At 67.4% G+C, this 24,839-nt stretch carries 23 protein-coding genes; 15 read left to right on the top strand and 8 right to left on the bottom strand.

Annotation, left to right across the window (positions count from 1 at the left end; all coding sequences use genetic code 11):
- The first annotated feature begins 127 nt into the window (after window positions 1-127).
- The 7 genes from ASE63_RS01295 (at window position 128) to ASE63_RS01265 (ending at window position 6,577) form a co-directional block, all read left to right on the top strand.
- The gene (locus tag ASE63_RS01295) at window positions 128-1,069 is read left to right on the top strand and encodes an ABC transporter permease (protein WP_056795304.1); all 942 of its coding nucleotides are present in this window, start codon (window positions 128-130) and stop codon (window positions 1,067-1,069) included.
- Window positions 1,070-1,071: 2 nt separating this feature from the next.
- Entirely contained in the window at window positions 1,072-1,980 is a 909-nt protein-coding gene (locus tag ASE63_RS01290; RefSeq protein WP_056795301.1) for an ABC transporter permease, read from the top strand.
- Between the two features lie 172 nt (window positions 1,981-2,152).
- On the top strand, window positions 2,153-3,088 hold the full coding sequence (locus tag ASE63_RS01285) for an N-carbamoyl-D-amino-acid hydrolase (protein WP_056795300.1): 936 nt from the start codon (window positions 2,153-2,155) through the stop codon (window positions 3,086-3,088).
- Between the two features lie 102 nt (window positions 3,089-3,190).
- On the top strand, window positions 3,191-4,354 hold the full coding sequence (locus ASE63_RS01280) for an amidohydrolase/deacetylase family metallohydrolase (RefSeq protein WP_056795296.1): 1,164 nt from the start codon (window positions 3,191-3,193) through the stop codon (window positions 4,352-4,354).
- 116 nt (window positions 4,355-4,470) lie between these two features.
- A complete protein-coding gene (locus ASE63_RS01275; RefSeq protein WP_056795294.1) occupies window positions 4,471-4,983 on the top strand; it encodes a GNAT family N-acetyltransferase in 513 nt (170 codons plus the stop codon).
- A gap of 47 nt (window positions 4,984-5,030) precedes the next feature.
- Entirely contained in the window at window positions 5,031-5,489 is a 459-nt protein-coding gene (locus ASE63_RS01270; RefSeq protein ID WP_056795291.1) for a RidA family protein, read from the top strand.
- Complete coding sequence (locus tag ASE63_RS01265; protein WP_056795288.1) at window positions 5,486-6,577, top strand: alanine racemase; 1,092 nt, start codon at window positions 5,486-5,488, stop codon at window positions 6,575-6,577. The genes ASE63_RS01270 and ASE63_RS01265 overlap by 4 nt, the downstream gene beginning before the upstream one ends.
- 100 nt (window positions 6,578-6,677) lie before the next feature.
- On the opposite strand, the gene ASE63_RS01260 is transcribed toward ASE63_RS01265, so the two are convergent.
- From ASE63_RS01260 to ASE63_RS01240, 5 genes are all read right to left on the bottom strand, one after another.
- Entirely contained in the window at window positions 6,678-7,403 is a 726-nt protein-coding gene (locus ASE63_RS01260) for a DUF1028 domain-containing protein (RefSeq protein ID WP_056795285.1), read from the bottom strand.
- A 12-nt stretch (window positions 7,404-7,415) separates the two neighbouring features.
- Window positions 7,416-9,215 (bottom strand): gamma-glutamyltransferase family protein, encoded by a 1,800-nt coding sequence (locus ASE63_RS01255; protein ID WP_056795282.1) that lies wholly within the window; start codon window positions 9,213-9,215, stop codon window positions 7,416-7,418.
- Window positions 9,216-9,230: 15 nt separating this feature from the next.
- Window positions 9,231-10,109 (bottom strand): ABC transporter permease, encoded by an 879-nt coding sequence (locus ASE63_RS01250; RefSeq protein WP_056796525.1) that lies wholly within the window; start codon window positions 10,107-10,109, stop codon window positions 9,231-9,233.
- A gap of 5 nt (window positions 10,110-10,114) precedes the next feature.
- Complete coding sequence (locus ASE63_RS01245; RefSeq protein ID WP_056795280.1) at window positions 10,115-11,059, bottom strand: ABC transporter permease; 945 nt, start codon at window positions 11,057-11,059, stop codon at window positions 10,115-10,117.
- A gap of 154 nt (window positions 11,060-11,213) precedes the next feature.
- Window positions 11,214-12,719: an ABC transporter substrate-binding protein gene (locus tag ASE63_RS01240; RefSeq protein ID WP_056795277.1), complete on the bottom strand. Its 1,506-nt coding sequence runs from the start codon at window positions 12,717-12,719 to the stop codon at window positions 11,214-11,216.
- A 287-nt stretch (window positions 12,720-13,006) separates the two neighbouring features.
- On the opposite strand from ASE63_RS01240, the gene otnK reads away from it, so the two are divergent.
- The 3 genes from otnK (at window position 13,007) to ASE63_RS01225 (ending at window position 17,348) form a co-directional block, all read left to right on the top strand.
- Window positions 13,007-14,272, top strand: coding sequence for a 3-oxo-tetronate kinase (gene otnK, locus ASE63_RS01235; protein WP_056795275.1), 1,266 nt, complete (start codon window positions 13,007-13,009; stop codon window positions 14,270-14,272).
- A 172-nt stretch (window positions 14,273-14,444) separates the two neighbouring features.
- On the top strand, window positions 14,445-15,779 hold the full coding sequence (locus ASE63_RS01230; protein WP_056795273.1) for a malonyl-CoA decarboxylase: 1,335 nt from the start codon (window positions 14,445-14,447) through the stop codon (window positions 15,777-15,779).
- Between the two features lie 39 nt (window positions 15,780-15,818).
- Window positions 15,819-17,348 carry a malonyl-CoA synthase gene (locus tag ASE63_RS01225; protein ID WP_082609550.1) on the top strand — a complete coding sequence of 510 codons (1,530 nt, stop codon included), beginning with the start codon at window positions 15,819-15,821 and terminating at the stop codon, window positions 17,346-17,348.
- 8 nt (window positions 17,349-17,356) lie between these two features.
- Here the strand turns inward: ASE63_RS01225 and ASE63_RS01220 are convergent, their stop codons facing one another.
- Window positions 17,357-17,944, bottom strand: a complete 588-nt coding sequence (locus tag ASE63_RS01220) for an NAD(P)H-dependent oxidoreductase (protein ID WP_056795270.1) — start codon at window positions 17,942-17,944, stop codon at window positions 17,357-17,359.
- Window positions 17,945-18,010: 66 nt separating this feature from the next.
- On the opposite strand from ASE63_RS01220, the gene soxR reads away from it, so the two are divergent.
- Window positions 18,011-18,451 carry a redox-sensitive transcriptional activator SoxR gene (gene soxR / locus ASE63_RS01215; protein WP_056795266.1) on the top strand — a complete coding sequence of 147 codons (441 nt, stop codon included), beginning with the start codon at window positions 18,011-18,013 and terminating at the stop codon, window positions 18,449-18,451.
- A gap of 11 nt (window positions 18,452-18,462) precedes the next feature.
- Here the strand turns inward: soxR and ASE63_RS01210 are convergent, their stop codons facing one another.
- Window positions 18,463-19,260: a creatininase family protein gene (locus ASE63_RS01210; RefSeq protein WP_056795263.1), complete on the bottom strand. Its 798-nt coding sequence runs from the start codon at window positions 19,258-19,260 to the stop codon at window positions 18,463-18,465.
- A 225-nt stretch (window positions 19,261-19,485) separates the two neighbouring features.
- Between ASE63_RS01210 and ASE63_RS01205 the strand changes: the two genes are divergently transcribed.
- The 3 genes from ASE63_RS01205 to ASE63_RS01195 all read left to right on the top strand — a co-directional run bounded on the left by ASE63_RS01205 (window position 19,486) and on the right by ASE63_RS01195 (window position 22,374).
- Complete coding sequence (locus ASE63_RS01205; protein ID WP_056795260.1) at window positions 19,486-20,511, top strand: ABC transporter substrate-binding protein; 1,026 nt, start codon at window positions 19,486-19,488, stop codon at window positions 20,509-20,511.
- A gap of 166 nt (window positions 20,512-20,677) precedes the next feature.
- The gene (locus tag ASE63_RS01200; RefSeq protein WP_056795258.1) at window positions 20,678-21,493 is read left to right on the top strand and encodes an ABC transporter ATP-binding protein; all 816 of its coding nucleotides are present in this window, start codon (window positions 20,678-20,680) and stop codon (window positions 21,491-21,493) included.
- Window positions 21,490-22,374: an ABC transporter permease gene (locus tag ASE63_RS01195; RefSeq protein WP_082609549.1), complete on the top strand. Its 885-nt coding sequence runs from the start codon at window positions 21,490-21,492 to the stop codon at window positions 22,372-22,374. The genes ASE63_RS01200 and ASE63_RS01195 overlap by 4 nt, the downstream gene beginning before the upstream one ends.
- Before the next feature lie 44 nt (window positions 22,375-22,418).
- Here the strand turns inward: ASE63_RS01195 and ASE63_RS01190 are convergent, their stop codons facing one another.
- The gene (locus ASE63_RS01190) at window positions 22,419-23,345 is read right to left on the bottom strand and encodes a hypothetical protein (RefSeq protein ID WP_056795255.1); all 927 of its coding nucleotides are present in this window, start codon (window positions 23,343-23,345) and stop codon (window positions 22,419-22,421) included.
- A gap of 275 nt (window positions 23,346-23,620) precedes the next feature.
- On the opposite strand from ASE63_RS01190, the gene ASE63_RS01180 reads away from it, so the two are divergent.
- A complete protein-coding gene (locus ASE63_RS01180) occupies window positions 23,621-24,766 on the top strand; it encodes an MlaE family lipid ABC transporter permease subunit (RefSeq protein WP_056795251.1) in 1,146 nt (381 codons plus the stop codon).
- Window positions 24,767-24,839 lie beyond the last annotated feature (73 nt).

The raw sequence follows: 24,839 nt of genomic DNA, 5'->3' as shown, positions 1-24,839 counted from the left end.
CCCCGTGCCGACCCGGACCGCGCCGCTCGGAAGGCGCAGTCCCGCTATCCCGATCGCCCGCCGCGACCCAGAAGGGTCGCGGCGCCGCCCGAAACCGGATTGAGCGAAAAATGGCCGGAACTCCGCAATGCTAGCCTTTGTCGTCAGACGCATCATCACGACAATTCCCGTGATGGCATTCGTCGCACTCTTCGTCTTTTCCCTGCTCTATATCGCGCCGGGCGATCCGGCCGCGATCATCGCCGGTGACCAGGCCTCGCCTGCCGATGTCGAGCGAATCCGCGCGAATCTCGGCCTGGACAGGCCCTATCTGGTGCGCTTCGCCGAATGGTCCTTCCGCGTGCTGCAGGGTGACCTCGGCACCTCGATCTTCACCTCTCTGCCGGTGACGCAGCTCATCGCCCAGCGCATCGAGCCGACGCTGTCGCTGATGGTGCTGACGCTGATCTTCTCGGTCACGATCGCCGTCCCGATGGGCGTCCTCGCCGCCTGGAAGGCCGGCAGCTGGATCGATCGCGGGGCCATGGCCTTCGCCGTCTTCGGCTTCTCGGTGCCGGTCTTCGTGGTCGGCTACCTCTTGGCCTATGTCTTCGCGCTGAAGCTCGACTGGGTCCCGGTGCAGGGCTACACGCCGCTCTCGCAGGGCGTCTGGCCCTGGTTCAGGAACCTGATACTGCCTTCGGTCACGCTGGGGCTGGTCTATATCGCGCTGATCGCGCGCATCACTCGCGCCACCATGCTCGAGGTGCTGCAGCAGGACTATGTCCGCACCGCCCAGGCCAAGGGCGTCGGGCAGCGCGAGATGCTCTTCCTCCACGCGCTCAAGAACGCCGCGGTGCCGATCGTCACGATCGTCGGCATCGGCATCGCGCTCCTGATCGGCGGCGCCGTCGTCACCGAGAGCGTCTTCGCCATTCCCGGCCTCGGCCGGCTCACCGTCGATGCCATCCTGCGGCGCGACTATCCCGTCATCCAGGGCGTCGTCCTGATGTTCAGCCTGGTCTACGTGCTGGTGAACCTGATCATCGATCTGACCTACACCCTCGTCGATCCGAGGATACGTTATTGACGATGCAAAGCTCTCTTCCGGCGCCTGCCAGCCTGGCCGCCTCGCCTGAACCCGGCGTCGCCCCGGTGCTTGGCCGCGCGGCCCGCTTCCGGCGCTACCTGCGCCGTCACCCCTCCGTCGCGATCGGCGGTTTCCTGCTTGTGCTCATGGCGCTGATCGCGATCTTCGCGCCGCTGCTCTGGACCGTCGACCCGACGGCCATCGCGACCTCGCGGCGCACGCGCGTGCCGTCCGAACTCTACTGGTTCGGCACCGATATGCTCGGCCGCGACATCTATTCGCGCGTCGTCTACGGTGCGCGGGTCTCGCTCGTCGTCGGCTTCAGCGTGGCGGTGCTGGCCTCGATCGTCGGCCTCGCGATCGGGCTCTTCGCCGGCTTCGTGCGCTGGGCCGACGGCATCGTCATGCGGGTCATCGATGGCATGATGTCGATCCCGCCGATCCTGCTCGCCATCGCGCTGATGGCGCTGACGCGCGGCTCGGTCGGCAACGTCATCATCGCCATCACCATCGCCGAGATCCCGCGCGTGGCGCGCCTCGTGCGCGGCGTGGTGCTGTCGTTGCGCGAGCAGCCCTATGTCGAGGCGGCGGTCGCCAATGGTGCGCGGGTCCCGCGCATCATCTTCCGGCATATCCTGCCCAACACCTTCGCGCCGATGAGCGTCCAGGCAACCTATATCTGCGCCAGCGCCATGATCGTCGAGGCGATCCTGTCCTTCATCGGCGCGGGCGTGCCGCCGGCGACGCCCTCCTGGGGCAACATCATGGCCGAGGGCAGGGCGCTCTGGCAGATCAGGCCGCATATCATCCTGTTCCCGGCGATCTTCCTCTCGATCACCGTGCTCGCGGTGAACCTCCTCGGCGACGGCCTGCGCGACTCCCTCGATCCGCGCCTGGCGAAGGCGCTCTGACGACGATCCTCGTCGAAACCTCCGGGCGCGCTTCTGCGCCCGGAGCAGACCATCCCTGTTGCCGCAGGCGCTTGACGCCGAGGCAATGCCCAGCCGAGCATTCGCCCATGCCTGACGTTTCAGCCGCTCCGGCCCGGGGTCTGTGCAAGGCGCCCGCCATGGAGATTTTCCGGTGAGCCGTATCCTGACCATCGCCGCAGCCCAGCTCGGCCCGATCCAGCGCGACGAGAGCAGGGCCTCCGCGGTTGCCCGCATGATCGAGCTGATGCGGCAGGCCAAGGCCGGCGGTGCCGATCTCGTCGTCTATCCGGAGGCGGCACTGACCGCCTTCTTCCCGCATTGGTGGATCGACGACGAGGCGGAGCTCGACAGCCATTTCGAGAGCGCCATGCCCTCGAACGAAACCGCGCCGCTCTTCGACGAGGCGAAGCGCCTCGGCGTCGGTTTCCATCTCGGCTATTGCGAGCTCAGCCATGAGGAAGGCCACAAGCGCCGCTTCAACACCGCGATCCTGGTCGACAAGGCCGGCCAGATCGTCGGCAAATACCGCAAGATCCATCTTCCCGGCCATCCCGAACACCGCCCCGAGGCACCGTTTCAGAACCTCGAGAAGCGCTATTTCGAGACCGGCAATCTGAGCTGGCCGGTCTGGCGCACGATGGACGCCAATATCGGCATGATGATCTGCAACGATCGCCGCTGGCCCGAGAGCTACCGCGTCATGGGCTTGCAGGACGTCGAGCTGATCGTGCTTGGCTACAACACGCCCAAGCACAATCCGTCCGCCCCGGATCATGACCGGCTCGGCAACTTCCACAATCAGCTCGTGATGCAGGCCGGCGCCTATCAGAACGCCAGCTGGGTCGTCGGTGTCGCCAAGGCGGGGCCGGAGGCCGGCGTCGACCAGATCGGCGGCTCCTGCATCATCGCGCCGAACGGGGAGGTGGTCGCCCAGGCCGTGACCGAGGGTGACGAGCTGGTGCTGGCCCGCTGCGACATGGATCTCGGGCGGAGCTACAAGACCACCACCTTCAACTTCGCCAAGCACCGCGAGCCGCAGACCTACGGCCCGATCATCGAGCGCAAGGGCGCGATGGCGCCGGTGTGAACGTTCAACCTCTTGATCCGTCATTCCGGATCGGCGCGGCTTCGCTGCGCCCGGAATGACGGCGTCTTGTTCTGAAATCAAAACGGCGGGCGAGGAAGCTCAATGACACATGATCTCATCCTGAAAGGCGGGCGTGTCATCGACCCGTCGCAGAAGCACGATGGCGTCGCCGACGTCGCCTTCACCGACGGCAAGGTGTCCGGCTTCGGCAAGGACCTGAAGGGCGCCAAGGAAGTCCGCGACGTCTCCGGCTACATCGTCTCCCCCGGCCTGATCGACCTGCACACCCATGTCTATTGGGGCGGAACGTCGCTCGGCATCGATGCCGACGAGTTCTGCCGCGTCTCGGGCGTCACCACCTCGGTCGACACCGGTTCGGCCGGGCCGGGCAACTGGCCGGGCTTCCGCAAGCACGTCATCGAGAAGAGCCAGGCCCGCATCCTCGCCTATCTCCATGTCTCGCATGCCGGCATCTACGGCTTCGACCACCGCGTCATGGTCGGCGAGAGCGGCGACCTGCGGATGATGAACCCGATCGACGCGGTCAAGGTCGCCGACGAGAATCGCGACTACATCGTCGGCATCAAGGTCCGCGTCGGCCTGCACGCCTCGGGAAATTCCGGCACCGTGCCGCTGAACATCGCGCTGCAGGTCGCCAACGAGGTCGGCATGCCGCTGATGTGCCATATCGACCATCCGCCGCCATCCTATGAGGAGGTGGTGAACATGCTGCGGCCCGGCGATGTCCTCACCCACGCCTTCCGCCCCTTCCCAAACGCGCCCTGCACCGCGCAGGGCACGGTGAAGCCGGAGGTTCAGGCCGCCCGCAAGCGCGGCGTCATCTTCGACATCGGCCATGGCAAGGGCTCGTTCTCGTTCAAGACCACCCGCGCCATGCTCGCCAATGGCTTCGAGCCGGACGTGATCTCGTCCGACGTCCACAAGCTCTGCATCGACGGGCCGGCCTATGACCAGGTCACCACGATGTCGAAGTTCCTGCTCATGGGGATGAGCTTGAACAACGTGATCGCGGCCTCGACGGTGAATGCCGCGATGGCGCTGAAGCGTCCCGAATACGGCTCGCTCAAGGTCGGCTCGCTCGGCGACGCCACCATCCTGACGGTGAAGGAAGGCAAGTTCGACTATGCCGACGTCACCGGCGAGCATATGACCGGCGACAGGAAGATTGTCTCCGAGGGCGTCGTGCTCAAGGGCGCCTGGTGGCATCCCAAGCGGAGCAACAAGTTCAGGAAGGTCGCGGCCTGACGGATGCGCTCGTCATGCTCGGGCTTGACCCGGGCATCTCCCGCAAGAGATTCTCGGGTCTGCGCTGCGCTCCACCCGAGAATGACGCCGCATCTTTTGCACGAACCAGGCCCCGCATGTCTGAAACGACCTGGCGCCCGATGACCGCCGTCGACCTGCACGCCGTCCTGGCGGTCGCAGGGCTCGTCCACCCCGCCTATCCGGAGGACGAGGCGGTCTTCGCCGAGCGGCTGGCGCTGGCGCCTGAGGGCTGCCATGTGCTCGTCGACGAGGAGGGACTGTTGCTCGGCTACCTCGTCAGCCATCCTTGGCCGGCGGGCGCCGTGCCGGCCCTGAATGCGCTGCTCGGGGGGATTCCGGCCGGCACGGGCAACTGGTACATCCACGATCTCGCGCTGCTGCCCGAAGCCAGGGGCAGCGGCGCCGCAGGGCGGATCATCGCGCAGGTCGCAGGTCTTGCCCGGCAGGCCGGCTGCACCGGGCTCGCCCTTGTCGCGGTCAACGACTCGGCCGAATTCTGGCTCCGGCACCGGTTCCGCCTGGTGGACGATCCCGCGCTTGCGGCCAAGCTCGCGAGCTATGACGATGCGGCGCGCTATATGCGTCGCGATTTGCAAGATCGACGGTGAATGGCTGACGCTGCCGGCGTCGGCAATATGACTGAGGAGACGACGAGATGAGTGCCGAAGACAGGCTGCAGGAATTGGGCTTGACGCTGCCGGAAGTGCCGTCGCCGGTGGCCACCTATGTCAGCTTCAAGCGGGTTGGGGACATCGTCTACCTCTCCGGCCAGGGGCCGAAGCGGGCGGACGGAACCTACCCGACCGGCAAGGTCGGCACGGACGTGACCATCGAGGAGGCCTATGGCCATGCGCGGCAGACCGGCCTCGGTCTGCTCGCGGCGATGAAGAAGGCGGCGGGCTCGCTCGACAAGGTCGAGGTCGTCAAGCTGCTCGGCATGGTCAACGGCGCGCCGGATTTCGCCGACCAGCCCAAGGTCATCAATGGCTGCTCGGACCTGTTCGTCGCCGTGCTCGGCGAGAACGGTCGCCATGCCCGTTCCGCCGTCGGCATGGGCTCGCTTCCGAACAACATGACGGTCGAGATCGAAGCCATCGTCCGGGTGCTGCCATGACCGCTTCAGGCTATGACGCGCTGAAGGCCGAGATCGCCCGCGTCTACGGCACGCCGGCCGTGGTCATCGACCTCGACAAGGTCGACGCCAACATCGCCCGCCTGCAGGCGGCCTGCGACGCCGCCGGCGTCGCCAACCGCCCGCATATCAAGACGCATAAATCGCCCGAACTCGCCCGGCTCCAGGTCGAGGCCGGTGCGCGCGGCATCACCTGCCAGAAGCTCGGCGAGGCCGAGGTCATGGCCGATGGCGGCATCGACGACATCCTGATCAGCTACAACATCCTGGGCGAGCAGAAACTCGGCCGGCTGGGTGCGCTCCAGCGCCGGGTCCGGATGATCGTCGCCGCCGACAACCCCGTCACCATCGCCGGCTTGCCGCAGGCGGCCGAGATCGCCGGGCGTGACCTCGAGGTCGTCGTCGAATGCGACACCGGCCGCAAGCGTGCCGGCGTCGAGACGCCGGGCGAGGCGGTCGAACTGGCCAAGCAGATCGCCGGCTCGAAGGGCCTGCGCTTCGCCGGTTTCCTGATGTACCCGCCCGAGGATGGCTGGGAGCGCACGCAGATCTTCCTCGACACCGCCAATGCCGGATTGCGCGATGCCGGACTCGAAGCCGGCATCGTCTCCACCGGCGGCTCGCCGAACATCCCGAACATGGGCAAGCTCAAGGGCGCCACCGAGCATCGCTCGGGCACCTCGATCTTCAACGACCGCATGCAGGTGGCGGCCGGTGTCGCTTCGCTCGACGACTGCGCGCTGACGGTCTACGCGACCGTGGTCAGCCGGGCAGGGGCCGAGCGCGGCATCCTCGACTCAGGGTCGAAGACGCTGACCAGCGACAAGGGCAATCTCGACGGGCACGGCTACATCCTGGAATATCCGGCGGCCCGGATCGCGCAGTTCGCCGAAGAGCATGGCTTCCTCGACCTTTCCGCGAGCAATGATCGCCCGGTCGTCGGGGAGGTGGTGCGCGTGGTGCCGAACCATGTCTGCGTCGTCGTCAACATGGTCGACCGCCTCGTCACCGTCCGTGGCGACAAGCTGATCGGCGAACTGCCGGTCGCGGCGCGCGGCATGCTGGGCTAAAGCGGGGGCGCGCGTCATGGCCGGGCTTGACCCGGCCATCTCCCGACGCGTTCGCAGAATGCAGAGATGCTCGGGGCAAGCCCGAGCATGGCGCCGACCGTCATTCCGGATGCTTCGCATTCCAGGCGGCGGCGTAGTCCGTGCAGAGCCGGTCCAGTTCCTCGCGGTCCGTGACGCCCGCCGGGCGGCTGCGCGACGGCGAGGCCTGCTGGAACGGCACATAGCGTTGATGCGCCACCCGCCAGAGCCGGCGCATTTCGGCCAGCGGGTCGGCATGGTCGTCGACGCGGATGTCGAAGCTCGGCACCGGCTCGCCGGCCCAGATGCGGATCGCCGCCGATTGCCGGCCACGCTTGTCGCCGCCGGCCTTCTCGCCGGCCTCGAGCGCGACCAGCAGGCGCTCGTCGAAATCGAGCGCGGACGCCGCGATATAGGCCTTCAGCGTCTGCTCGATCACCTCGGGTCCGGCCAGCATGTTGCCGGCGACCGAGATCTGCGGCCCGTCCACGGCACCGGCCCAGTCGATGCAGGCCGCGCCGGTAAAGGCGGCGATGCGGCCCTCGCGATCGATGACATGCAACTGGCGATGCGCCCGGCCTTCATCCGCCGCGACCAGCGTCGCGACGATTTCGACCGCCGAACGGCCCTCCTGCAGCAGCCGGTAGCCGTCGATGCCGTAGAGCGGGTTGACGAAGGCCTGGGTGGCGATGGCACCGATCCGGCCGCCGCCATAGGGCACGCGCGAGCCGACGGCGAAGGCGCAGGTCGAAACGGCGACGCCATAGGCGCCAGTGGCGGCGTCGCGCGCGACGATGGACCAGGTCATGAGCTCGATCTCTCAGCGGCCGGCTGCATAGGCCTGCATCAGACGCGGCGTCGCCGCGGCGCGCAAGAGCCCGTCGCGGCTCGTCTCCGCGGCCGTGAGGCGCCCGATCGTCCAGGCCGGGGCGCGTTCGAGCTTATGTCCACGTGCGACGAGGTCGGCGAGAACGGCCTCCCCGATGCTCTCCTCCACCGCCAGATGGCCCGGCTTCGCCTCGCGCGGATAGAAGGTCGAGGGAAAATGCTGGGTGTGGAACAGCGGCAGGTCGATCGCCTCCTGCAGGTTGAGCCCGTGATGGACGCGCCGCAGGAACAGCCCGAGCTGCCACTGCTCCTGCTGGTCGCCGCCGGGCGTGCCGAAGACGAGGCGCGGCTCGCCGTTTTCGAAGGCGAGCGAAGGCGTCAGCGTGGTGCGCGGCCGCCTGAACGGCGCCAGCGACGAGGGCAGCCCCTCTTCGAGCAGGCAGGCCTGCGCTCGCGAGTTCAGCGGGAAGCCGAGTTCGGGGATCACCGGGTTGGATTGCAGCCAGCCGCCCGACGGGGTCGCGGCGATCATGTTGCCCCATTTGTCGATGACGTCGATATGCACCGTGTCGCCGCGCCGCCCGGCCGCGACCATCGAGGCCATGGTGGGCTCGCCGACCGTGGCGCCGCCGGCGGCGGAGTGGCCGGCGATGCGCACGCCGGCCATGGCGCGCGCGACCTGGTCCTCGAAACCCGGGATCACGCCCGGCCGCAATTCCTGCGAGGCCTTGTCGGTGATCAGGCTGCGACGCCCGCGGGCGTACTCCTCGGAGAGCAGCGTCGCCAGCGGCACCTTCACGAAATCGGGGTCGCCGTAATAGGCCTCGCGGTCGGCGAAGGCGAGCTTCATGGCCTCGGCGACATGGTGGACGAAGGCCGCGCTATCGGGGCCCATTCCGGCGATGTCGATACCCTCGAGGATCTTCAGCGTCTGCAGGAAGACCGGTCCCTGGCCCCAGGGGCCGATCTTGAAGACCTCCCAGCCGTGATAGGTCACGCTCGCCGGGGTCTCGTAGCTCGGCTGCCAGCGCGCCATGTCGTCGGCGGTCAGCAGGCCCTTGTGCCGGCGCCCGGAGGAGTCGATCACCTCGGTCGTGCGGCAGAACGAGTCGATCGCCTCTGCGACAAAGCCCTTGTACCAGGAATCATAGGCCGCCTGGATCTGCTTCTCGCGGCTGCCGCCGGCGGCTTCGGACTCGTTCAGGATGCGCTTGTAGGTGTCGGCCGCGGCCTGGTTGCGGAACAGCGCCTTGGCCTGAGGGACCTGCCCGCCCGGCAGGTAGACCGCGCCGGAGGTCGGCCATTCATTGGTGAACAGGTCGGTCAGCCCGGCGATCGTGTCCGAGACGCGCGGCAGCATCGGATGGCCGTTCTCGAAATAGCCGATCGCCGGCTCGAGGATCTCGCGCAGCGGCAGGCTGCCATGGTCGCGCAGCAGCGTCATCCAGCCGCCGAAGGCACCCGGCACCACCGCCGAGAGCGGGCCCGAACCGGGCACGAGATCGAGCCCCAGCGCCTTGTAGGCCTCGATGGTCGCGGCCTGCGGCAGGACGCCCTGGCCGCAGATCACTTCGACCTTCTTGGTTTCCGCCGAATAGAACACCGCCGGCATCTCGCCGGCCGGGCCGACGAGATGGGGCTCGACGACCTGCAGGACGAAGGCTGCCGCCGCGCAGGCGTCGAAGGCGTTGCCGCCCTTTTCCAGCATGGCCATGCCGGTCGCCGTGGCGAGCCAGTGCGTCGACGTACAGACACCGAAGGTGCCGAGGATTTCAGGGCGGGTGGTGAACATGCGGTATCCCTAGTCTCAGTTTTCTTTGGGGTCGAGGACGTCGCGCAGGCCGTCTCCGAGGAGGTTGAAGCCGAGAACGGCCAGGAAGATGCAGATGCCGGGTGCCACCGACATCCAGGGCGCCTGCTCCATGAAGTTCTTGGCGACGTTCAGCATCTGGCCCCAGGAGGGCGAGGGCGGTTGCTGGCCGAGGCCGAGAAAGGAAAGCGCCGCCTCGAGAATGATCGCCTGTGCCATGAACAGGGTCGACTGCACCACGATCGGCGACATCGTATTGGGCAGGATGTGCCGTAGCACGATGCGCAGGTCGCGCGCACCGACCGCCCGCGCCCCCTCGACGAAATCCTCCGCCTTGACGCTCATCACCTGCCCGCGCACCAGCCGGACGAAGATCGGAACGGCCGAAAGCCCGATCGCGATCATCGCATTGGTCAGCGACGGGCCGAGCACGGCCGCGAAGGCGATCGCGAGGATCAGGAAGGGGCAGGCGAGCATCGCCTCGGCGACGCGCGAGATCGCCGCATCGACCCAGCCGCCATACCAGCCGGCGAGAAGGCCGAAGGGCACGCCGATGCCGAGCGCGATCAGGACGGACATGATGCCGGCCAGCAGCGAGGCCTGCGCGCCGAAGAACAGCCGCGAGACCTGGTCGCGCCCGAGTTCGTCCGTGCCGAACCAGTAGAGCTCGGAGGGCGGCTTGCGGATAGCGAGGAAGTTCGACTTCAGCGGGTCCGCTAGCGGCAGAAGCGGCGCGAGCAGCGCCATTAGCACGAAGGCGAGCACCACCGTGCCGCCGATCAGGGCCGAGCGGTTGCGGGCGAGCCGGGTGAAGAGGCCAGGGCGCGGCCGGAGACTGGTTTCGGCCGCGCTGGGCGCGGTTTCGGTCGCGGTCATGGCCATCACTTCGCCCTCAGCCGCGGGTTGACGAGGATGTAGAGCACGTCCGCCAGCAGGTTCATCAGGATGAAGCCGATGGCCGTGCACAGCACCACGCCCTGCACCACGCCGTAGTCGCGGTTGAAGACCGCATCGACGATCAGCTTGCCGAAGCCGGGGATGGTGAAGACCTGCTCGGTCAGCACGGCCCCGGCCAGCAGTTCGCCGAAGAGCAGCGTCGTCAGCGTGATGATCGGCACCAGCGCGTTGCGCAGCGCATGGCGGTTCACCACCGCGTCCTCGTCGAGGCCCTTGGCGCGGGCGGTGCGGACATAGTCCGAGCGCAATACCTCGAGCATCGCCGAGCGGGTATGGCGCATCAGGAAGGCGGCGAGGCCCGAGCCCAGCACGAAGGCCGGCATGATCAGCCGCTCGATCGCGCCCCAGGGATCGCTGAAGAACGGCTCGTAGCCCGAGGCCGGCAGCCATTTCAGCTCCACGGACACGATCAGGATCAGCATGATCCCGAGCCAGAAGTTCGGGATCGACAGGCCCGACAGCGCGACCGCGCTGGCCGAATAGTCCACGACGGTATCCTTCCGCCGCGCCGCCAGGATGCCCGCGGGGATGCCGATGCCGACGGCCACGATGATCGAGGCGATGGCGAGCTGCAGCGTCACCGGCAGCTTCTGCAGGATCAGCCCGAGCACCGGCTCGCCGGTGCGCAGCGAGCGGCCGAAATCGCCCTGCAGCACCTGCCCGAGCCAGGCGAAGAACTGCACCACGATGGGATCGTCCATCCGGTAGATCTGGCGCAGCCGCGCGATCACCTCGGGATCGCGCTCCTCGCCGGCGATGACGAGGAACGGGTCGCCCGGCAGCGCGCGCTGCAGGGCGAATACGAACAGCGACACCAGGAACAGCGTCGGGATGGCGATGAGGGCCCGCCGGCCGATCAGAGCGAGCATTGCTGGCTCATCCACCATCCCGCCGACGCATACTCCGCGTCATTGCGAGCGAAGCGAAGCAATCCAGTGTCGTAGCGCGCGACGCACTGCTGGATTGCTTCGTCGGCTTCGCCTCCTCGCAATGACGCTGCGGGTAGGGACAAAGCCTTGGCCGTCACTGCCGCTTCATCCCCGCGAGCCGGATCATGCCGTCGGGGCTGATCACGAAGCCGGAGATGTTCGCGCGCTGCGCGAAGAAGACTGTCTGGTTGTAGAGATAGATGATCGGCAGCTCGTCCTGCAGGATCACCTGGGCGGCGTCGTAGAGCTTCTTGCGCTCGGCCGGGTCGTAGACCGTCCGCGCCTGGTCGAGCAGCTTGTCGACTTCGGCGTTGGAATAGCGGCCGTCGTTCTGGTTGCCCTTGCTGGTGACGAACTGGTGCAGGTTGCCGTCCGGGTCGATGCGACCGGACCAGCCGACGCGGCTGAGCTGGAACTTGCCCTGCTGCTGGTCACGCAGCTGGCTGGCGAACTCCGTCGAGCGGATCTGCAGATCGATCCCGACTTCCTGTGCCATCGCCTGGATGACCTGGCCGAGCTGCGAATCCACCGGGTTGTTGGTGACGAAGAACTCGGCCGAGACCTTGGCGACGCCGGCCTCCTTGAGCAGAGCCTTGGCCTTCTCGACATTACGCTCGGGCACCGGGAAGGCGGCGCTGACATAGCTGCTGGTCGGCGGGAAAGGCTGGATGATCGGCGCGTAAAGTCCCTCGAACACGACCTGGCTCAGCACCTTGCGGTCGATCGCCAGCGAAAGCGCCTGGCGGACGCGCTTGTCCTTGCCCATCGGCTGGTTGGCGGCCTCGCCATGGGCGGTGTTGATGGTGATGCCCTGGTAGCCGATGTTCGGCGTGCTCTCGACCTTGAGGGACTTGTCTCCCTGCGCCGATTTCACGTCGGTCGGCGCCAGCCGCTCGATCATGTCGAGCTCGCCGGCCCGCAGATTGGCGAGACGCACCGTGGTGTCGGGAATCGCGCGGTAGAGCACGCGGTCGAAATGGTAGTTCTGCGCTTCCCAATGCTCCTTGAAGCGCTCCAGCACGATACGGTCGTTCTGGACGCGCTCGACGAATTTGTAGGGGCCGGAGCAGACCGGCTTGGCGCCGACATCGCCCGCCAAGCTCTTCGGCGCCAGCATCATGCCGGCACGGTCTGTGAGCTGCGCCAGCAGCGTCGCATCCGGGCGCTTGAGCTTGAGGGCGATCGTGGCCGGGTCCACCACCTCGATGCTGTCGACGGAGGCGAGTTCGGACTTGCGCAGCGAGTCGGGCAGGGTGCGGGCGCGTTCCAGATTGGCCTTGGCGGCCTCGGCGTCGAAAGGCTCGCCGTCATGGAACTTGGCGTCGGTGCGCAGCTTCATCGTCAGCGTCAGGCCGTCGGCGGAGAACGACCATTCGCTGGCGAGGCGGGGGACGATCTTCAGGTCGGGCGTGATGTCGAGAAGCTTGTCGCAAAGGCCCTTGAAGACGATGCGGCCGACGAAGGTGCGGGCCTTGTGCGGATCGAGGACGTCGGGGTCCTCCTGCAGGCCGATGCGCAGGGTCGATGGTGCCTGCGCGAGCGCAGGTAGTGTGGCAAGGGCGAGCGCGGTGGCCGAGGCCAGGGCGGTAAGCAACTTCATCGAATGTCCCCTCTTGTTATTTTTTCGACGGTGACGATCCGAGGATCGTCCCGGCTGGTACCAGCCTGCGGCAAAAATGTCGCCGCGTCGATGCCCCCCGCGACGCCATCGCCAGGCGGCGTCGGGGCAGGCTTCCCGACTGATCGCGCGATGCAATCCAACGGCCATGTCAGGAACCTGCGGCGGGCGACGCAGGCATGCGCGGGGCCCGGTCGCCTTGACGGGCGCGGCCGACTACAAGACGAGAAAGCGACGCGCCGCCGCAAGGCGCGGAAGTGGAGGACAGAATGCTGCTGGGTGTGATCGCCGACGACATGACGGGCGCGACGGATGTCGCGCTGATGCTGAACCGGAGCGGCATGCGCACCGTCCAGCTGATCGGCGTGCCCCGCGCCGGGCAGGCCTTGCCGGAAGCCGATGCCGTCGTGGTCGCGCTGAAGTCCCGCACCAACCCGGTGGCCGAGGCGGTGGCCGATTCGCTCGCCGCCTGCGAGGCGCTGCTCGCCGCCGGCGCCAGGCAGATCCTGTTCAAATACTGCTCGACCTTCGATTCGACGCCCGCCGGCAATATCGGCCCCGTCGCTGACGCGCTGGCCGAGCGGCTTGGCGCCGGGATCGCCATCGTCTGCCCGGCATTCCCCGCCAATGGCCGCTCGATCTATCAGGGCTATCTCTTCGTCGGCGCAGTGCCGCTGCATGAGAGCTCGATGAAGGACCATCCGCTGACCCCGATGCGCGATTCGAGCCTCATCCGCCTCATGGCTGCGCAGACCAAGGCTGGCGTCGGGCTCGTCGACTACGCGACCGTGCTTGCCGGGGCTGACGCCGTGAAGGCGCGCTTCGACACGTTGACCGGCGAGGGCACTCGCTATGTCGTCACCGACGCGCTGACCAATGCCGATCTGATGGTGCTCGGCGAGGCCGTCGCCGATCATAAGTTGCTGACCGGCGGCTCCGGCATCGCGATGGGCCTGCCGCAGAACTTCCGCAAGGCCGGCCTGCTGCCCGAGCGTGCGATCGCCGAGAGCATCAAGGCGCCGGCGGGCCGTGCCGGCATCATCTCCGGCAGCTGCTCGACGGCGACGCGCGGCCAGATCAAGGCCGCGATCGAGGCCGGTTACCCGGCGCTCAAGGTCGATCCGTTCGAGCTGGTCTCCGGCACGCAGGATGCCGGGAAGCTCGCCGCCTGGGCGCTGGCGCAGCCGGCCGACAAGCCCTTCCTGCTCTATTCGAGCGACGATCCCAAGGAAGTCGCGGCGGTCCAGGACAAGCTCGGCCGCGAGAAGGCCGGCGAGACGGTAGAGCACGCCTTCGCCCGCACCGCCGCCCTGCTGGCCGAGGGTGGCATCTCGCGCCTGCTGGTCGCCGGCGGCGAGACCTCCGGCGCGGTGGTGCAGGGGCTCGGCATCGGCATGCTCGAGATCGGCCCCGAGATCGATCCCGGCGTGCCCTGGACCCGCGTCGCCGACGGGCGGGACATGGTCATCGCCCTCAAATCCGGCAATTTCGGCGCCCCGGACTTTTTCCTGAAGGCCTGGAACCTGCTGCGCTGAGCCGCTTCGCAGCCGTCATCGCGAGCGAAGCGAACATCCAGTGAGACGTCAGCGCGCTGCAACCCCTGGCTCGCTTCGTCGCTTCGCTCTCCGCGATGACGGGAACGGCTGTCTTGTCCGCTGTTCCGCAGCTGCGAAACCCGTATAGGATGCACCGCACAAGGAGGCCTGCATGGACATGGCGTTTCTCGGCGATCTGCTGACCAACGTGGCCGACCGGGGTCGCGCCCTGATCGGATTCGAGCGCCTCCTGAACCAGCGCAACCGGCCGATCGACCGGCTCTGCGAGGACCTGCTGTCGGGCCGCGGCGAGGCTTCCGGCATGGCGCTCGCGCAGGGCGTTCTCGAAGTCTGGGAGCGGCTCGACCGGCCCGGCCGCCAGGCCTTCTTCGCCATGCTGAAGGAGCGTTTCGGGCCCGACGGCGAACGGCTCGACAAGGCGATCGCCGCCTATCGCAAGGAGCCGAACGCAGCCGCGATCACCGAGCTTCATCTCGCCTCGGAGCCGCGCCGGCAGGAGCTGCTGCGACGCCTCAACCTCGCGCCGGGCGGCACGCATGTGCTGGTGCGGATGCGCGAGGCCCTGCTTGAGGCGATGGAAAGCGATCGCGAGCTCGCAGCGGTCGACGCCGATTTTCGCCACCTCTTCGGCTCCTGGTTCAACCGGGGCTTCCTGGTGCTGCGCCGCATCGATTGGCGCACCCCGGCGAATCTGCTGGAGAAGATCATCGCCTACGAGGCGGTGCACGAGATCCAGGGCTGGGACGATCTGCGCCGGCGCCTCGAGCCGGCCGACCGGCGCTGCTTCGCCTTCTTCCATCCGCAGCTCATCGACGAGCCGCTGATCTTCGTCGAGGTCGCGCTGACCGGCGAGATTCCGCGCAGCATCGGCGAGGTGCTCAGCACCGAGCGTCAGGTCCTGCCGGCGAAGGACGCGACGACGGCCGTGTTCTACTCGATCTCGAACTGCCAGGAGGGCCTGCGCGGAATCTCCTTCGGCAACTTCCTGATCAAGCAGGTCGCGGAGGACCTGAAGCGCGAACTGCCGGGCCTCGACACCTTCGTCACGCTGTCGCCGGTGCCGGGCTTCGCGCGCTGGCTGGATGGCATCGTCGCCGATCCCGGCGAGTTCGCCCTGACCAACGAGGAGCGTTCCGAGCTGGCGCGGCCGGCCGGCGAGACGATCTCGCTCGACGAGCCGACCAGGGCGCGGCGCGACAAGCTGCTCGGCCAGATGACGGCGCAGTACATGCTCCGCGCCCGCACAGGTTCGGGCCGCGTCATCGACCCCGTCGCCCGCTTCCATCTCGGCAATGGCGCGCGGCTGGAACGGATCAATGTCGGCGGCAACCTGTCGGCGCGGGGCCTGCGCGAGTCGCATGGCGTGATGGTGAACTACCGCTACGATCTCGACGACATCGAGACCAACCACGAGGCCTTCGCGACCCGCAACACGGTGGTCGCCTCCTCGGGCGTGCGCAAGCTGCTGCGGCCGGCCGCTGCCTGACCCGAGACCTTCCGGAAACGCCTGAAAGGACCCGAAATCATGGGCAACCACCTGTTCGACCTCGTCCGCGCCCGCATGCCTGCGGCCGACGCCACCTTCGCCACCCTCGATGACGGCCGGCGCTATACCTATGCCGACATGGTCGCGGCGTCGGGTCGCTTCGCCAATGCTCTCGTCGCGCTCGGCGTGAAGCCTGGCGACCGCGTCGCTGTGCAGGTGGAAAAGAGCATCGACGCCCTGATGCTCTATCTCGGCACGGTGCGCGCCGGCGGCGTCTTCCTGCCGCTAAACACCGCCTATACCCCGGCCGAGATCGAGTACTTTCTCGGCGATGCCGAGCCTGCCGTCTTCGTCTGCGACCCGGCCAAGGCGGAGGCGCTGAAGCCCTATGCCGAGAAGGCCGGCGCGAAGCTCGAGACGCTCGGCGTCGGCGCGGGCTCGCTCTTCGACAAGGCGAGCGCCGCTGCGCCCGATTTCGCCGATGTCGCCCGCGGGCCGGACGACCTCGCCGCCATCCTCTACACCTCGGGCACGACCGGGCGCTCGAAGGGCGCCATGCTCTCCCACGACAATCTCGCCTCGAACGCGCTGGCGCTGGTCGATTACTGGCGCTTCGGCAAGGACGACGCGCTGCTGCACGCGCTGCCGATTTTCCACACCCACGGCCTCTTCGTCGCGACGAACTGCGTTCTGTTCTCCGGCGCTTCGATGATCCTGCTGCCGAAATTCGATCCCGAGCAGGTGTTCAAATACCTGCCTCAGGCGACCTGCATGATGGGCGTGCCGACCTTCTATGTGCGCCTGCTCCAGGATGCGCGCCTGACGAAGGAGGCGACGAAGCATATGCGCCTCTTCGTCTCCGGCTCGGCGCCGCTGCTGGCCGAGACCCATCGCGAATGGCGCGAGAAGACCGGCCACGCTATCCTCGAGCGCTACGGCATGACCGAGACCAACATGAACACCTCGAACCCCTATGAGGGTGAGCGCGTCGCCGGCACGGTCGGTTTCCCGCTGCCGGGGGTGACGGCGCGCGTGGTCGATCCCGAGGGCGGCAAGGCGCTTGCGGCCGACGAGATCGGCATGATCGAGGTGAGGGGCCCCAACGTCTTCAAGGGCTATTGGCGCAACCCCGAGAAGACGGCGGCCGAGTTCAAGCCCGACGGCTTCTTCATCACCGGCGACCTCGGCAAGATCGACGCCGCCGGCTATGTCCACATCGTCGGGCGCGGCAAGGACCTGATCATCACCGGCGGTTACAACGTTTATCCGAAGGAAGTCGAGACCGAGATCGACGAGATGCCGGGTGTCATCGAGAGCGCCGTGATCGGCTGCCCGCATCCCGATTTCGGCGAGGGCGTCACCGCCGTCGTGGTGGTCAAGCCCGGCGCGACGGTCACCGCCAAATCGATCGCGGCGGCGCTCGAACAACGGCTCGCGAAGTTCAAGCAGCCGAAGCAGGTCTTCGTCGTGGCCGACCTGCCGCGCAACACCATGGGCAAGGTGCAGAAGAACCTGCTGCGCGAGCAGTACAAGGACATCTACGCCAAGCAGGTGAAGGCGGGGGAGTAACCCCCGGCTCAGGCGGCGAAGCGGCCATAGGGCACCGCTTCGCGCCCGGCGCGCAGCGTGCTGGCCCACCAGTGCAACTGGGCCAGCATCGTCGCCATGGCGCGTTCGGCCGGGTCGGCGTCGCGCAACTTCCCCGCTTCGTCGAACTGGTCCCAGACATTGGCGAAGGTGACGCCGTCGCGGATCGTCGCCGCATGCAGTTCCGCGAAGACGAGGCGCAACTGCTCGACGGCGCGCAGCCCGCCCGAGATGCCGCCATAGGACACGAAGCCGACCGGCTTGCCGCGCCACTCCTCTCCGACGAGATCGATCAGCTGCTTCAGCGGCGCCGGATAGCCGCGGTTATATTCCGGCGTGACGACAAGGAACGCGTCGGCCTGCGCGATGCGCGCCCGCAAGGCCGAGACGCTGGCATGAGGGCCGCGCGGATAACGCGCCGGCAGCTCGAGCTGGTCGCTGTCGAGCAGGTCGAGCAGGAACGGCCCTTCGCCTGCGATCTGGCCGCAGGCCCAGCGCACGATGGCGTCGCCGCGACCGCCTTCACGCGTGCTGCCGGGGATCAAGGCGAGGCGGATCGGCTGCGGATGGGAAGACATCGAAGGCTCCTTGGCGAGGCATGGGAGCTGGTCGTATAGAACCTCAACAATAGTTGAGGTCAAGCGATGATTGCAGGCGAATTGACGGTGGGCGAGGTGGCGCGAAGGAGCGGCCTCGCTGTCTCGGCCCTCCATTTCTACGAGCGGGAAGGGCTGATCCGTTCCTGGCGCAGCGACGGCAACCAGCGACGCTATGGCCGTGACGTGCTGCGCCGGATCGCCATCGTGAAGGTGGCGCAGAAGGCGGGCGTGCCGCTGCGCACGATCGCCGAGGCGTTCCGCTCGCTGCCCCTGGAGCGAACGCCCGATGCGGGGGACTGGGCGCGCATGTCGAGCGCCTGGAAGGACGAGCTCGAACGCCGGATCGAGCGCCTCTCGCGGCTGCGCGACCACCTCACCGATTGCATCGGCTGCGGCTGCCTCTCGATCGCGAGCTGCCCGCTGCACAACCCCGACGATGCGCTCGCCGCAGCGGGAGCCGGCCCGCGCTTGCTCGACCCGGACTGAGTATCTGCCGCTCAGGCGCGGTGCAGGTTGTCCAGCGGGAAGCGGGCGACGTCGGCGAGCAGCTCGACGAAGCCCTTTGCCTGGTGCTCGGCTGTCGCCTTGCCCTTCTCGGCGGTGGCGAGGCTGGCGTCGCCGGCTGCGCCCGAGGGGTGGATGTCCTGCGCCATCCAGGCCATGGCGTGGAGGCCCGTCGGGCGCAGCCAGGAATAGCCTTCCTCGGCCATCTCGACCGTGCGCGGCTTGAAGAGCGCGGCTTTGCTCATATCGACCAGGTCCGGGCGGAAATACAGCATCAGCGAGGTCTCGATATCGCCGGCATGGATGCCGTGATGCGCGTCGAGATCGCCATAGAGGCCGGGCGGCAGGCCGAAGGCCGTCCAGGCGGTGTTGACCGCTACCATGCCGTGATTCACCCGCAGCTCCCGTGCGACGATCTTCGCCGGGTCGATATTGCCGCCATGCGAGGTCACGAGGATGAGCTTGCGCAGGCCGGCGCGCTTCACGCTCTCGCCGATTTCGATCCAGCTGCGGATCGCGGTTTCCCAGCCGAGCGTCAGCGTGCCCGGCGAGTGGAGGTGCTCGTTGGACTTGCAGATCGCCTGGGTCGGCAGGACGAGGACGTCGAGCTCAGCCGGCACGAGCGGCATCGCCAGCGCCAGCATCGCGTTCATCACCGTGGTGTCGACGGAAACCGGCAGATGCGGGCCATGCTGCTCGATCGCGGCGAGAGGCAGCACGGCGACCGTGCTTTCGGCCGGCAGGCCGGCGAAATCGCTGGATTTCAGATCGCCCCAGAAGCGCGCGCTCATCGTGTCTTGGTCCCTGTCTTCGATTTGGCCGCACCCTAGAGCATCGCCACGGCCGACGAACGGAAATTTGCGCCTGCGAGGTCGGATAGGCTGTGGGCAAGCCTCCCGCAGGGCCGGTCGACCGCTTGCGGAGGTTTTCAGCGACCCGATCCGCGTGCATAGACAGGGCCGGCGCGCGCACGACGGCAGGGCTCGCCGGCACGGCAGCAGGAGAGGGTCACCAGCATGATGAAGTATCGCATCGACCGGCGCGCGGCATTGGGGCTGATCGGCGGCTCCGCGGCTTCCATGCTCGTGACCGTCCCGGGCGCGCGCGTCAGCGCCCAGACCCTCGACAAGGTCTCCTACCAGACCAACTGGCGCGCCCAGGGCGAGCATGGCGGCTTCTATCTCGCCGCCGCCAACGGCATCTACAAGAAATATGGCATCGACGCCGAGATCCGTCCGGGCGGGCCGCAGCAGAACCCGACCCAGCTCCTGCTCGGCGGGCGTGTCGACATGATCATGGGCAATTCGCTGGAAGCCCTGCATTTCGCCCAGGAGAAGCTGCCCTTCCTGTGCATCGCCTCGATCTTCCAGAAGGACCCGCAGGTCCTGATCTCGCACCCCAACCAGGGCAACGATTCCTTCGAGGCCCTGAAGGACAAGCCGATCCTGATCGGCGCCCAGGGCAGGGTCGCCTTCTGGCCCTTCCTGAAGCTCAAATACGGCTATCGCGACGAGCAGGTCCGACCCTACACCTACAACATGGCGCCGTTCCTGGCGGACAAGCGGATCACGCAGCAAGGCTTCATTTCGTCGGAGCCGTTCGTCATCCGCAAGGCGGGTGTCGAGCCGGTGGTCCATCTGCTGGCCGATGCCGGCTTCGAGAACTACAACACCTCGATCTCCATCTCGCAGAAGATGGCCGACGAGAAGAAGGACCTCGTCCAGCGCTTCGTCACCGCCTCGCTCGAGGGCTGGGCCGAGTACATCAAGGGCGGGCCGGGCATCGCCGAGGCCAATGCCCGAATCCTCAAGGACAATCCGGACATGGACCAGGAGAAGCTCGACTACGCGCTCAAGGTCATGCGCGACAACGGCCTCGTCCTGTCCGGGGACGCGCTCACGCTCGGCATCGGCGCCATGACCGATGCGCGCTGGGAGCGCTTCTACAAGAGCATGGCCGAAGCCGGCGTCATCCCGGCCGGGGTCGACCATCGCAAGGCCTACAGCCTCGACTTCGTCAACAAGGGCGTCGGCAAGGCCTGATACCTGTCATTCCGGGGCAGCGCGTAGCGCTGAACCCGGAACCCACGATCGGGTGAGCCCCGGTCGAGCAACATCGCCAACGCTCGCCCCGTCGTGGGTTCCGGGTTCAAGCTCAAGGGCTTGCCCGGAATGACAATCGGCGCGGCAATCAACGGATCATCAGGCTTTGGACACGGCCTATCTGAGCAGACCCCATGAAGAGCAGGCAGGCGGCGCAGAGCCGCTCGTCAGCGTTCGCAACGTCTCGAAACGCTTCGGCAACGGCACGCTCGCCGTGCACGACGTCAACCTGAACCTCGGCGCCGGCGAATTCATCAGCCTGCTCGGCCCGTCCGGCTGCGGGAAATCGACCCTCCTGCGGATGATCGCCGGGCTCGGATCTCCCTCCGGCGGCACGATCGAATGGCCGACCACCGGGCGTGACGCCTCGGGCGAGCCGCAGCGCGATCTCGGCTTCGTCTTCCAGGACCCGACGCTGATGCCCTGGGCGACGGCGCTCGCCAATGTGATGATGCCGCTGACGCTGAAGGGCGTGCGCAAGGCCGAGGCGCGCGAGCGGGCGGCGGCGATGCTGGCGCTGGTCGGCCTTGCCGGCTTCGAGAAATCCTATCCGCGTGAGCTTTCGGGCGGCATGAAGATGCGGGTCTCGATCGCGCGCGGGCTGGTGCTTCGCCCCAAGATCCTGCTGATGGACGAGCCCTTCGCGGCGCTCGACGAGATCACCCGCCACCGCCTGAACGACGACCTGCTCGAGCTTTGGTGGAAGGAGAAGTTCACGGCTGTCTTCGTCACGCATTCGGTCTTCGAGTCGGTCTATCTGTCGAAACGGATCGTGGTGATGGCGGCGCGTCCCGGCCGTGTCATGGCCGATCTCGACGTCGACGCTCCCTATCCGCGCGACGAACTCTTCCGCACTTCGCCCGAATACGCCCATCTCTGCCGCGTCATTTCCGGCAAGCTGAAGGAGGCGATCGGCTCATGAGCGCGCCCATCTCCGAGACCCATGTGCCGGCACATGGCGGCACCGATGCGGAGTCGCGCCCGGTCTTCGCGACCGAGCCACGCATCCTCGGCCTTCCCTCCGGTGCCTGGCCGCGCATCCTTGCCCCGCTCGCGATCGGCGTGCTGGCGCTGGCGCTCTGGGAATTCATGGTCCGCTGGAACGAAATTCCGCACTACGTTCTGCCGGGGCCGCTGCTGGTCGGCGAGACCCTCGTCGCCGATTGGGGCACGCTCTCCGGCTCGCTCTGGATCACCCTGAAGATCACCTTCATGGCGCTCGCGGCGGCTGTCGTCGTCGGCGTCACGCTGGCGGTGCTCTTCACCCAGTCGAAATGGCTGGAGATGTCGCTCCTGCCCTATGCCGTGATCCTGCAGGTCACGCCCATCGTCGCGATAGCGCCGCTGATCATCATCTGGGCCGGCGAGATCGACCTGTCGCTGCTGATCTGCGCCTGGATCGTCGCCTTCTTCCCGATCCTGTCCAACACCATCCTCGGGCTGAATTCGGCCGACCACAACCTCGTCAACCTGTTCCAGCTCTACGGCGCGACCCGCTGGCAGACGATGCGCTATCTCAAGCTGCCGGCGGCCCTGCCGTATTTCCTGGCGGGGCTGAAGGTGTCCGGCGGTCTCGCCCTGATCGGCGCTGTCGTGGCGGAGTTCGTCGCCGGCACCGGCGGCAGCGCCTCGGGGCTGGCCTATCGCATCCTCGAATCCGGCTACCAGCTCAAGATCCCGCGCGTCTTCGCCGCGCTGCTGATGATCTCGCTCTCGGGCGTCGCGATCTTCCTCGTGACGAGCTGGATCTCGCATCTGCTGTTGCGGCGCTGGCACGAGAGCGCCCTGAAGCGCGAGAACTGAGCCGATCGGACCATGGGCCCGGACACGGTTCGCGGCAGGGTGGTTTACGCGAAATAGGCGAGCTTGCGGTCCACCGGCAGCGCGTCGATCTCGCGCAGCCCCGCTTCGGAACCGGCGGCGGGCAGGGCAGGCGGCGCGGGCGGATAGCTCTCGGAAAGACGCTCCTGGAGCGCGACAGCCGGCGAGTGCTGCTCCATCGGCGCGGCCGGCGTCTCGTCGAGCATCTCGTGGAATACGATGTCGTCGTCGAGCGGCTGGATCGAACCGAGCCTCGTTTCGCGCCTGGCCCGCTCCAAGGCCGCGAGTTGACTTGCCGCTTCGACCGAGGCGACGTCGTCGATCTCGACGATGTCGATGTCGCTCTCGGGCGCCGCGTAGCGCTTCGACGTCGGCTGCGCCGGTGCGGCGAAGGTCTCCGCCTCGGCCGCGCCCGGCGTCAGGCCGGCGACCGCGCGAAGGTTGCTGTCCAGCATAGCGACCGTGTCGGCGATCTTGTCGATCTGCAGCACCGTGCCTTCCACTGTGGCGGTCGCGGCCGATATTTCGGCGGCGCGCTGGTCGAGTGTGTTGCAGACCGCCTCGTCCGCGCCTGCCTCGCGCAGGCTCCAGGCGGCCTCCTGGATGCTTTCGGTGGCCTGGACGATGGTTCCTGCAGCCGCTTCGATGCGCGCCGCGAGGCCCGAGGCCCGCTCCTCGGCTTTGCCGCTGATGCGTTCGAGGTCGATGCGCAGGTCCGCGATCAGGGCTGCGGCTTCGCCGATGCCCGGTTCGGGAGGCGGATCCTGCAGGCCGAGGCCGATAACGCTCTGGAGCCGGCTGACGGCGCCCAGGACCTGCAGCGTGTCCGCATGCCGGTTGCGCCTGGCGAACTCAGCCATGAACCAGCGGCCGCGGGAGGTCTCCATGACCGCCGCCTCGATCGCCTCATAGTCCGTGTCGCTCAGCGGTGTCAGCGAACGCGCTTCGCTCATGACCGACCTGTTCCTGGAGGACCGGCCAGTCTAAGGATTCAAGCCGGCCGTGATGCACCACCCGGAATTCTGCCAGTGGACGCTTAAGGAATCGTTTCGGCTGCGCCTTCGGCGAAGCGCGAGCCTGTCACGATCCGCGCTCGGGTGTGGCCCGCTTGCCCTTGCCAAGGGGTACCCGCGCGGCGATACAGGCCACGGGGGCAAGCCGGTGCCGGGAAGGGCGCCGCAGCGGATTGAGACCATTATCGTGCGCGCGAAGGACCTCGACGAGAGCCATGGCGAGCCCTGACAGCGCCGAGCCGCAAGCCGTTTTCCGCGATGATGGCGGCACGCTGGCCGTGGCGCTCGCGGGCTCCTGGAGCGCCGACCGCGCCCCGCGAATCGAAAGCCTCGCCCGCGAGATTGCCGGGCGCGTCGCCAAGGCCTCGCGCGCGCGGCTGGACCTCTCGGCCGTGGTCAGGCTCGATACGCTCGGCGCCTATGTCCTGAACCGTCTCAAGCACCAGCAGGAGGAGGGCGGTGCGGCCGTCGAGATCGTCAGCCGACGGCCGGAGCATGCCGTGCTGCTGGCCGAGATAGCGGTGCATGATCACGAGGTTGAGCCGCCGCATCGCCACTTCCGGGTCGTTGACGTCCTGGTGAACATCGGTGCCGCCGTGGTCCGGTTCGGCCGCGACATGGTGGCCGGCGCAATGTTCCTGGGCGAGGTCGTCGTCGGCTCCGCCAGCGTCGTGCTCGGCCCGCGCAAGTTCCGTGGACCCTCGCTCATCAACCAGATCGAGCTGATCGCCTTCAACGGCGCGCCGATCATCATGCTGATCTCGTTCCTGGTCGGCTGCATCGTCGCCCAGCAGGGCATCTTCCAGTTGCAGCAGTTCGGCGCGACGGCCTTCGTGGTCAACCTCACCGGCATCCTGATCCTGCGTGAGCTCTCCGTGCTGCTGACCTCGATCATGATCGCCGGGCGCTCCGGCTCGGCCTTCACCGCCGAGATCGGCTCGATGAAGATGCGCGAGGAGATAGACGCGCTGCGGGTGATGGGGCTCGATCCGATCGAGGTTCTGGTGATTCCGCGCATCCTGGCGCTGATCATCTCCCTGCCGATCCTGACTTTCATCTCGGCGATGTCCGGCCTGACCGGAGCGGGGCTGGTCGCCTGGCTCTATGGCGGCATCGGCGTCGACACCTTTCTGGCCAGGCTGCAGTCGGTCATCACCTGGCAGCACTTCGCCGTCGGACTGATCAAGGCGCCTTTCATGGCCTTCGTAATCGGGCTGATCGCCTCGATCGAGGGGCTTGCGGTCAAGGGTTCGGCCGAATCGCTCGGGCGGCAGGTCACGGCCTCCGTGGTGAAGGCGATCTTCATGGTCATCGTCGTCGACGGGCTCTTCGCCATGTTCTTCGCATCCATCGAGTTCTGAGGATGGTGAGCGTGGCCGATCAGCAAGACCGGGAGGCCGGCCAAACGGCGGGCGGAGGCGGGCAGGCCGCAGC

Source organism: Allobosea sp. Root381, from assembly GCF_001429395.1.
In the GTDB taxonomy this organism is placed as follows: domain Bacteria; phylum Pseudomonadota; class Alphaproteobacteria; order Rhizobiales; family Beijerinckiaceae; genus Allobosea.
Note: the sequence above shows the minus strand (reverse complement) of the source record. Positions and strands in the feature narration are given on the sequence as shown.

What these genes read in the sequence shown, in the direction of transcription:
- ASE63_RS01220 (WP_056795270.1), bottom strand. Translation starts at nt 17,944, where the DNA reads ATGTCTTCCCATCCGCAGCCGATCCGCCTCGCCTTGATCCCCGGCAGC.
- ASE63_RS01270 (WP_056795291.1), top strand. Translation starts at nt 5,031, where the DNA reads ATGAGTGCCGAAGACAGGCTGCAGGAATTGGGCTTGACGCTGCCGGAA.
- ASE63_RS01250 (WP_056796525.1), bottom strand. Translation starts at nt 10,109, where the DNA reads ATGACCGCGACCGAAACCGCGCCCAGCGCGGCCGAAACCAGTCTCCGG.
- ASE63_RS01275 (WP_056795294.1), top strand. Translation starts at nt 4,471, where the DNA reads ATGTCTGAAACGACCTGGCGCCCGATGACCGCCGTCGACCTGCACGCC.
- ASE63_RS01180 (WP_056795251.1), top strand. Translation starts at nt 23,621, where the DNA reads ATGGCGAGCCCTGACAGCGCCGAGCCGCAAGCCGTTTTCCGCGATGAT.
- ASE63_RS01295 (WP_056795304.1), top strand. Translation starts at nt 128, where the DNA reads ATGCTAGCCTTTGTCGTCAGACGCATCATCACGACAATTCCCGTGATG.
- ASE63_RS01280 (WP_056795296.1), top strand. Translation starts at nt 3,191, where the DNA reads ATGACACATGATCTCATCCTGAAAGGCGGGCGTGTCATCGACCCGTCG.
- ASE63_RS01265 (WP_056795288.1), top strand. Translation starts at nt 5,486, where the DNA reads ATGACCGCTTCAGGCTATGACGCGCTGAAGGCCGAGATCGCCCGCGTC.
- ASE63_RS01255 (WP_056795282.1), bottom strand. Translation starts at nt 9,215, where the DNA reads ATGTTCACCACCCGCCCTGAAATCCTCGGCACCTTCGGTGTCTGTACG.
- ASE63_RS01290 (WP_056795301.1), top strand. Translation starts at nt 1,072, where the DNA reads ATGCAAAGCTCTCTTCCGGCGCCTGCCAGCCTGGCCGCCTCGCCTGAA.
- ASE63_RS01190 (WP_056795255.1), bottom strand. Translation starts at nt 23,345, where the DNA reads ATGAGCGAAGCGCGTTCGCTGACACCGCTGAGCGACACGGACTATGAG.
- ASE63_RS01205 (WP_056795260.1), top strand. Translation starts at nt 19,486, where the DNA reads ATGATGAAGTATCGCATCGACCGGCGCGCGGCATTGGGGCTGATCGGC.
- ASE63_RS01245 (WP_056795280.1), bottom strand. Translation starts at nt 11,059, where the DNA reads ATGCTCGCTCTGATCGGCCGGCGGGCCCTCATCGCCATCCCGACGCTG.
- ASE63_RS01240 (WP_056795277.1), bottom strand. Translation starts at nt 12,719, where the DNA reads ATGAAGTTGCTTACCGCCCTGGCCTCGGCCACCGCGCTCGCCCTTGCC.
- ASE63_RS01230 (WP_056795273.1), top strand. Translation starts at nt 14,445, where the DNA reads ATGGACATGGCGTTTCTCGGCGATCTGCTGACCAACGTGGCCGACCGG.
- ASE63_RS01210 (WP_056795263.1), bottom strand. Translation starts at nt 19,260, where the DNA reads ATGAGCGCGCGCTTCTGGGGCGATCTGAAATCCAGCGATTTCGCCGGC.
- soxR (WP_056795266.1), top strand. Translation starts at nt 18,011, where the DNA reads ATGATTGCAGGCGAATTGACGGTGGGCGAGGTGGCGCGAAGGAGCGGC.
- ASE63_RS01195 (WP_082609549.1), top strand. Translation starts at nt 21,490, where the DNA reads ATGAGCGCGCCCATCTCCGAGACCCATGTGCCGGCACATGGCGGCACC.
- otnK (WP_056795275.1), top strand. Translation starts at nt 13,007, where the DNA reads ATGCTGCTGGGTGTGATCGCCGACGACATGACGGGCGCGACGGATGTC.
- ASE63_RS01260 (WP_056795285.1), bottom strand. Translation starts at nt 7,403, where the DNA reads ATGACCTGGTCCATCGTCGCGCGCGACGCCGCCACTGGCGCCTATGGC.
- ASE63_RS01225 (WP_082609550.1), top strand. Translation starts at nt 15,819, where the DNA reads ATGGGCAACCACCTGTTCGACCTCGTCCGCGCCCGCATGCCTGCGGCC.